This is a genomic window from Nocardioides alcanivorans (assembly GCF_021555175.1).
Taxonomy (GTDB): domain Bacteria; phylum Actinomycetota; class Actinomycetes; order Propionibacteriales; family Nocardioidaceae; genus Nocardioides; species Nocardioides alcanivorans.
In genome coordinates this window covers 1-7,277 of record NZ_JAKGRW010000021.1, presented here as the reverse complement: position 1 = coordinate 7,277, position 7,277 = coordinate 1, and the positions used below count along the sequence as shown (strand labels likewise).

Genomic DNA, 7,277 nt, shown 5'->3' with positions numbered 1-7,277 from the left:
TATCGTGAAACGCTTTCGCGTTTTCGTGCCGCCGACGTGAACTTATGGGCCCGTGCTTCCTGACGTGACGGCGTCCGCCACCGCAACGTCGGTGCCGTCGCCGGCGGACGCACGCCAGCGCCCGCGCCTGCCGCTTGGCCTACGCGTATACCCGGCGACGAGGTCGTTGAGCCGGTTGGCGAGAACCCGGTGGGTGCAGCGCCGCCGCCACGGCATCGTCGCCCGTCCAGCTCTGACGGTGGCCGCCCTGCCTCGAGGTCACCGCCCAGACTGACCAGGTCACGCCGATGGGCGACCAGCTGACTGGCTCGCCAGGTCATCGAGCAGCGCCGGTTGCCAGGCGAGCACCTCGCCGACAGTGGTCATCGCCAGACACCGCGCTGCTGCAAGGGTCCGGCGGTCGGCGTCATAGGGTGCGCCCTCCTGCAGCGCCCGCTTGACGGCCACCTCCGTGGCCTCGTGGTCGGCCCCGCTGGTCAACAGGGCGCCGCCGTGGGTGCGTACGGCCTCCGACCACGTGGCCGTGGACTGCGTCCACGTCGTCGCCAGACGCCGGACCGCCAGCGACGCCAGGCTCCCCGGCAACGCATCACCGACCCGATTCAGGTGCCCCGCCAGCTCGAGTCCGTCGATCCGGCAGGCCGTGGTGACCACCACCTGGCCCTTCCGGATGACCTCTGCCGAGGAGACCTCAATGCCGCCGCCCATCTCGCAACCTCCGCCCGCGAGCCGCCCCAGCGACGTACCACCGGGTCCACACGACTCTCCTGGCCCACAGCCTCGTCTTCGCTGGCGCGAGCGAAACGACCGCCGGAACTGCCTGTGGACGTCACCGACAACCCACAGGAACGACACAGGAGAACGGCCCGCTCACCCGGGGAGCGGCCGGAGCGATCTCAGGTCAGCGGTAGATCCACCAGAAGCCGAGCGCCATCGGGATCAGGCCCAGGACCACCCACGGCGTCACCGGAGAGACACCGTGGATCAGCCGGCCGGCCATCACGGCGAGGATCCCGAAGAATCCGGCGATGACGAGCAGCCCGACACGTGAACTCTGGTGGGAGTCGTCGAACGAGATGGCGAAGATCACCAGCCCCCGGCGAGGTGCAGGATCGTGGAGACCGCGAGCACGGACATGACCCACTTCTGCACCTGCCCCAGCGACATCGGGTCCCGCTGGGCGACCTTCGGCGGGGCGTCCATGTCCATCAGGTGCCGGCGCCGCTTCACGGGCTTCGCGGGGTGGCTCATGCCGCCATCCTCCCACTTCGCCCGACTTGCTCCGGCGGAGGTGGGCCGCTGCGCGCGATGTCGCGGTCAGCGGGTGGAGGCGAGGGACTCCCCGGGCTGCTGGTTCGGAGCCGGGGCCTGGGACGTCGGGGCCTCCGTGGGCCCCTCGCTCGGATCGCCGAAACCGCTCGGGGTCTCCGACGGTTCCTCGGTCGGGGTGTCGGTGGGTGTCTCGGTCGGCGTCTCGCTGGGCGTCTCGCTCGGACCGGTCGGATCGTCGCCGGGCTGCTCGGTCGTCGTCCCCGACTCCGAAGGATCCTCCGACGGCTTCCTCCGGTCGTCGTCGCGGCCGTTGTCACGGTCGACGACGCGGCTGATCGACGTGCCCGTGCCGTCGCTTCCCCGGTCAACGAGGAGACCGGCTTGCCACCGATCAGCTCGAACGCCGTGATCGCGGCCATCACCACCACGAACGTGCCGATGGTCCACGGCGCGACCACCCTCCAGTTGACCGCCCGGAACCGCTCCGCGAGCGTACGTCGCTCCTCGGCCTGCGCCTGCTCGTCACCACGGGCCCCCAGTACCGCGTCGCTCACGTCACGATCGGCGAGCTCGCCCGAGGCCTCGAGGCGTTCGGCCTCGTCACGGGTGACCTCGCTGACGCCGCCGGACTGGAAGACGACCCCCACCTTCTCCTTGGAGGTCTGGAGGCCGCGGGTGTACATCGCCGACGACACCGTGGCGACGATGCTGCCGACGGCCGCTCCGATGATGGTCCCGCTGGCGCCGAGGGTGGAGAGGATGACCGCCGAGGACACGGCGGCGAGGGCGGAGCCGATCACCGCCACCCAGTCGAGCCCCAGTGGCCCACGCCGTTCACCCATGGTGGCGAGTATGCCGGAGTGGTTCAACGCTCGCGGCTACCCTGCCTCCATGGCCTTCGACCTGAGCGATCCGGGTTTCGACACCACCGCGTCGGCCGTGCACGAGGCGCGGGAGCAGGACTGGGTCGTCGAGACCAACCTCGGGTGGGCGGTGCTGCGCCATGCAGAGGCCGCTGCCGTCCTCAAGGATCGTCGCTTCCAGCAGGGCAACGCCCGCTGGCCGGCACAGAACGGCATTCACTCGGGCCTCTTCTCCGACTGGTGGCAGGAGACGCTGCTCAGCCTCGAGGGCGACGACCACTCCCGGATCCGCCGCCTGCTCACGCCTGCCTTCCGCAGCCGGACGATCGCGGCGATGAGGCCCCGTTTCCAGGCCCTGGCCAACGAGTTGATCGACGGCTTCGTCGGCCGCGGACGGGTCGAGTTCGTCTCCGAGTTCGCCGAGCCCTATGCCTCCCGGATCATCTGCGTCCTCCTCGGCCTTGCCGAGGAGGAGTGGAGCAGGTCGCGCGTTGGGCCGACGACCTGGGCCGCAGCTTCGCCATCGACGTGGCCGACCACGTGCCGCGCATCGAGGCTGCGTTGACCGGTCTGCACGCCTACCTCGATGAGGTGGTCGCCGATCGCATGGCGCATCCGCGCGACGACCTCGTCACCACGCTGGTGCGGGCCCATGAAGGTGAGCAGAAGCTGAGCCGCCACGAGCTGGGCGTCGCGCTCGTCTTCCTCGCCTTCGCCGGCATGGAGACCACCCGCAACCAGCTCGGGCTGGCGCTGCAGACCCTGCTCGCGCACCCGGGACAGTGGCGCCTGCTCGGGCAACGCCCGGACCTGGGCGCGCAGGCGGTCGAGGAGGTGATGCGGGTCAACCCGACGGTCACCTGGGTGACCCGCGAGGCTCGAGAGGACCTCGACCTCTTCGGCCTCCACGTCCCGAAGGGCGGCATCGTCCAGGTGCTCTCCCACGCCGCGGGCACCGATCCCCTGGCGATGGCGCGACCCGGCTTCGACATCACCACGCTCAACACACCGCACCTCGGGTTCGGAGCCGGGGTCCACCACTGCTTGGGCCACTTCGTCGCCCGCACCGACATGGCCGTCGCCCTGCCGCTCCTCGCCCACCGGATGCCCGACGCCGTACCGGACGGCCCCGGCGAGTGGCTCCCCGTCTCCGGAAACACCGGCCCGACTCGCTTCCCGATCCGCTTCACCCCCGGCACCCCGCAACCGCCCGACGGCTGGCTGCCCGTCCCCGACCTCAGCGGCGGCCCGCGATGAACCTGCCCTGGCCCCTGCCCGACACCGGCCTGCGCGACGACCTCGTCCAGCGTTGGTCGACAGGGCGCGGCTACCACGACCTCACCCACCTCTGCGAGGTGCTTGGCCACCTCACCGAGCTCGGCGCCGGTGACGATCCCGAGCTGCTGTTGGCCGCCTGGTTCCACGACGCGGTCTACGACGACGCTCCCGAATGCGAGGAGCGCTCGGCCCAGCTCGCCGAGCGGCTCCTCGAGGGCAGCGGCGTCGATGTCGCCGAGGTCGCCCGCCTGGTCAGGCTCACCGCCCACCACCGTCCGGCTCCCGACGACCGCCGCGGCCTGCTCCTCGTCGACGCCGACCTCGCGATCCTCGCCGCCGGTCCCGAGCGTTACCGGGAGTACGTCGCGGGCGTACGTGCCGAGTACGCCGCGGTGCCCGACCCCGACTTCGCTCGGGGGCGGGCCGTCATCCTGCGTGACCTGCTGGCCAAGCCGACCCTCTTCCACACCTCGGAGGCGCAGGAGCGTTGGGAGCTCCCGGCCCGGGCCAACCTGGCCCGGGAACTCGTCGCACTCGACCGGACCGCGGGCACCAGCACCCCGTGACAGGATCGAGCCCGTGGCCCTGCTGATCGACTCCCCCAACGTCCCTTGGCGGGGACGCCTGTGGGCCCATCTCGCCTCCGACACCTCCTTCGAGGAACTGCACGCCTTCGCAAGGAGCGTCGGCATCCCGGAGCGGGGCTTCGACGGCGACCACTACGACGTGCCCGAGGAGCACTGGCAGGCGATCGTCGCTGCCGGTGCCCGGCCGGTGCGTTCGCGCGACATCGTCGCCGCCCTCACCGCGGCCGGGCTGCGCCGCCGCAAGTTGCGACGTACGCCTTCAGCTGGCTGAGTTCAGGGCTGGGGCTGCTCGTGCTCCTGCGGCAGCATCAGCTCGCGGATCTCCTTCGCCACCGCTGCCCCGAGGATGCCCCACCCGGCTTGATAGCTGTAGACGTCGGCCAGGTGCTCCACCTTGCGGGTGCCGGTGACCAGGTCGATGTCGTCGGTGGTGACCAGTCCCGGGTGCGCAACGCCGATGGCATGGGAGACCTTGAGCAGGTCGCGGCGCAGCGAGGTGACGTAGTTGGCCGCCCGCTCCGCCTTGTCACGCGGGTCGAGGCCGCGGGAGAAGCGGGGATTCTGGGTGGCGACACCGGTTGGGCAGCGGTCAGTGTGACACTTCTGAGCCTGGATGCAGCCCACGCTGAGCATCGCCTCCCGGGCCACGTTGACCATGTCGGCGCCGAGGGCGAAGGCGACCAGTGCGTTGTCGGGCAGGCCGAGCTTGCCGGCGCCGATGAAGGTGACGTCGTCGGTCAGCCCCGCCGCGGCGAAACGGCGATAGACCTGGCTGAAACCGATCCGGAACGGCTGCGCCACATGGTCGCTGAACACCAGCGGCGCGGCGCCCGTGCCGCCCTCGCCGCCGTCGACGTTGACGAAGTCGACGCCGCGGTCTCCCTTGGCCATCTGCTCCACCAGGTGGTCCCAGAAGGTGAGGTCACCGACTGCTGACTTGATGCCGACGGGCAGGCCTGTCGCGTCGGCGACCATCTCGACGAAGTCGAGCATCGAGTCGACGTCGTGGAAGGCGGTGTGGCGGGCCGGGCTGGCACAGTCCTCTCCCACCGGGATGCCGCGGATCTCAGCGATCTCCGACGTCACCTTGGCCGCCGGGAGCATGCCACCCAGACCGGGTTTCGCCCCTTGGGAGAGCTTGATCTCGATCATCTTCACCGGCGCCGAGGCCACCAGGTCCACCAGCCTGTCGAGGTCGAAGCGGCCCTGGGCGTCGCGGCAGCCGAAGTAGGCGGTGCCGATCTGCTGGATGAGGTCGCCGCCCTGCCGGTGCGCCGGGGAGAGCCCGCCCTCGCCGGTGTTGTGCATGCAGTCGGCTTGGGCAGCACCCTTGTTGAGCGCCTCGATCGCGTTGCCCGAGAGCGACCCGAAGCTCATCGCGGAGATGTTGACGACCGAGGCGGGGCGGAAGGCCTTGCGCCGGTCGCGCGCCTTGCCCATCACCTTGGCGCTGGGGATCGACGCACTCTCCTCGTGGCCGTGCGGACGGGTGTCAGCGTCCGACTCCGCGAAGGTGCGGTGCTTGAAGATGACGTAGCCGACCTGGTTCTCCACGTCGTTGTCGCTGCCGAAGCCGACGTAGTTGTTCTCCAGCTTGGAGCTGGCATAGACCCAGCTGCGTTGGTCGCGGGAGAACGGCCGCTCCTCGTCGTTGGAGGTGACGATGTATTGCCGCAGCTCCGGTCCGACCCGCTCCAGCAGGTAGCGCCCGTGACCGAGCACCGGGAAGTTGCGGAGGATGGCGTGCTTGCGTTGGAGCAGGTCATAGGTGGCAACGGAGCCGATCCCGGCGATCCCGGCTGTCACGAGCGTCTTCCACTTCACCCGACCAGTCCTACCCTCACTGCTGGCTTTTCCCAACCTTCGGCGTGACCTCGGGGAGTCGGCCCGGCCGGCCACCCCTCGATTGGCCCTGACGCGGAGCCTTCCTCTCGGGTAACTTTCGCCCATGGACCTCCTCCCGAAGCCGGACCAGGTGGTCGCCGCTGCCGGCAACGTCGCCCACAAGGTGCTGTACGGCGGGGTGGCCGACCTGCGCAAGATGCCACGCACCCTCATCGACGAGGGATTGCTGCGCCAGCTCTACCACTACCGGCCGGCCGGCACCGCCGAGGAGACCGGCGACCCCGTCCTTCTGGTCACTCCCTGGCGGCGCCCGCCAGCTGCTTCGACCTTCGGCGCGGCTGCTCCCTCGTGGAGCACCTGGTGAGCGAGCACCGACGTACCTATCTGGTGGAGTACGGCGAGGTCTCCTTCCGCGATCGCGCACTCGGCATGGAGCACTGGATCGAGGAGGTGCTGCCGGAGGCGATCCGGGCCACCTCGGCCCATGCCGGTGGGCGCCCGGTGCATCTGGTGGGCTGGTCGCTCGGCGGGATCTTCATGACGCTGGCCGCTGCCGACGGCAAGGACCTGCCCATCGCCTCGATGACGGTCGTGGGCTCACCCTTCGACACCGCGAAGGTGCCGATGATCGCACCGCTGCGGCCCTTGCTGAAGGTGACCGACGGGGCGTGGGGTGGCAAGACGGGCAACGGCCCGGTGACCCGCCTCTACCAGGCCGCGGGTGGGGCGCCGAAGCCCTTGGTGCGGTGGGCCTTCCAGCTGACGGCAGCGCAGAAGCTGCTGACCAAGCCGTTGGTGAAGCTGCAGAACCTGGATGACACCGACTACCTGGCGCAGATCGAGGCGGTCGACGCCTTCACCGCCGACATGATCGCCTATCCGGGCCGGACCTTCGGCCAGCTCTACCACCGCTTCGTGAAGGACAACGAACTCCTCCGCGGCACCTTCACGATGGCCGACCGCCACATCGAGTTGGCCGACATCGACAAGCCGGTGCTGGTCTTCGCCGGCGCCACCGACGGCATCGCTCCGAAGGAGTGCGTGCGTGCCCTGGTGCCGCTGCTGACCGGCTCCCCCGACGTACGTTTCGAGGTGGTCCCCGGCGGTCACCTCGGCATGCTCACCGGCCGCGCCTCCCGCAGCACCATGTGGAAGACGCTGGACGCCTGGCTCGACGAGTGGGCCTCCGACTCCGGTGACGATCCCGTCGCTGAGGACCCGGCGCCGGTGCAGCCGGGCGGCGAGGAGGGCGGCATCGGCGTCAACCCACAGCGCCGCTACGGGTCACGCGCCTCGCGCTCGCTGGCCCCCTGAGCCACGCACCCGTCGTCGAGCCCGTCCCCCGCTGGTCGAGCCTGTACCCCGTCGGTGGAGCCCTACCCCGTTGGTCGAGCTTGTCGAGACCTTGCACGTGGGTGTCGAGACCACTGCC

11 protein-coding genes are annotated in these 7,277 nt (G+C 70.2%); 6 read left to right on the top strand and 5 right to left on the bottom strand.

What is annotated here, in order from left to right; translation table 11 throughout:
* Positions 1–279 precede the first annotated feature (279 nt).
* From L1066_RS12865 to L1066_RS12850, 4 genes are all read right to left on the bottom strand, one after another.
* Positions 280–708 (bottom strand): hypothetical protein, encoded by a 429-nt coding sequence (locus L1066_RS12865; protein WP_235736707.1) that lies wholly within the window; start codon positions 706–708, stop codon positions 280–282.
* Between the two features lie 193 nt (positions 709–901).
* The gene (locus L1066_RS12860) at positions 902–1,090 is read right to left on the bottom strand and encodes a hypothetical protein (RefSeq protein ID WP_235736706.1); all 189 of its coding nucleotides are present in this window, start codon (positions 1,088–1,090) and stop codon (positions 902–904) included.
* Complete coding sequence (locus L1066_RS12855; RefSeq protein ID WP_235736705.1) at positions 1,087–1,251, bottom strand: hypothetical protein; 165 nt, start codon at positions 1,249–1,251, stop codon at positions 1,087–1,089. The genes L1066_RS12860 and L1066_RS12855 overlap by 4 nt, the downstream gene beginning before the upstream one ends.
* 66 nt (positions 1,252–1,317) lie before the next feature.
* Entirely contained in the window at positions 1,318–1,719 is a 402-nt protein-coding gene (locus tag L1066_RS12850) for a hypothetical protein (RefSeq protein WP_235736704.1), read from the bottom strand.
* A 228-nt stretch (positions 1,720–1,947) separates the two neighbouring features.
* Here L1066_RS12850 and L1066_RS12845 point away from each other — a divergent pair, with 228 nt between their 5' ends.
* The 4 genes from L1066_RS12845 to L1066_RS12830 are packed head-to-tail and all read left to right on the top strand — an operon-like array spanning position 1,948 to position 4,271.
* A complete protein-coding gene (locus L1066_RS12845; RefSeq protein ID WP_235736703.1) occupies positions 1,948–2,700 on the top strand; it encodes a cytochrome P450 family protein in 753 nt (250 codons plus the stop codon).
* Positions 2,610–3,392 (top strand): cytochrome P450, encoded by a 783-nt coding sequence (locus L1066_RS27745; protein WP_235736702.1) that lies wholly within the window; start codon positions 2,610–2,612, stop codon positions 3,390–3,392. Before L1066_RS12845 ends, L1066_RS27745 begins: the two co-directional genes overlap by 91 nt.
* Positions 3,389–3,979 (top strand): HD domain-containing protein, encoded by a 591-nt coding sequence (locus L1066_RS12835; RefSeq protein ID WP_235736701.1) that lies wholly within the window; start codon positions 3,389–3,391, stop codon positions 3,977–3,979. Before L1066_RS27745 ends, L1066_RS12835 begins: the two co-directional genes overlap by 4 nt.
* 13 nt (positions 3,980–3,992) lie before the next feature.
* A complete protein-coding gene (locus tag L1066_RS12830; protein WP_235736700.1) occupies positions 3,993–4,271 on the top strand; it encodes a DUF4031 domain-containing protein in 279 nt (92 codons plus the stop codon).
* 2 nt (positions 4,272–4,273) lie between these two features.
* On the opposite strand, the gene L1066_RS12825 is transcribed toward L1066_RS12830, so the two are convergent.
* Positions 4,274–5,824 carry an FMN-binding glutamate synthase family protein gene (locus tag L1066_RS12825; protein ID WP_235736699.1) on the bottom strand — a complete coding sequence of 517 codons (1,551 nt, stop codon included), beginning with the start codon at positions 5,822–5,824 and terminating at the stop codon, positions 4,274–4,276.
* A 124-nt stretch (positions 5,825–5,948) separates the two neighbouring features.
* Here L1066_RS12825 and L1066_RS12820 point away from each other — a divergent pair, with 124 nt between their 5' ends.
* Positions 5,949–6,209 (top strand): hypothetical protein, encoded by a 261-nt coding sequence (locus L1066_RS12820; protein ID WP_235736698.1) that lies wholly within the window; start codon positions 5,949–5,951, stop codon positions 6,207–6,209.
* Entirely contained in the window at positions 6,206–7,159 is a 954-nt protein-coding gene (locus L1066_RS12815; RefSeq protein WP_235736697.1) for an alpha/beta fold hydrolase, read from the top strand. Before L1066_RS12820 ends, L1066_RS12815 begins: the two co-directional genes overlap by 4 nt.
* Positions 7,160–7,277 lie beyond the last annotated feature (118 nt).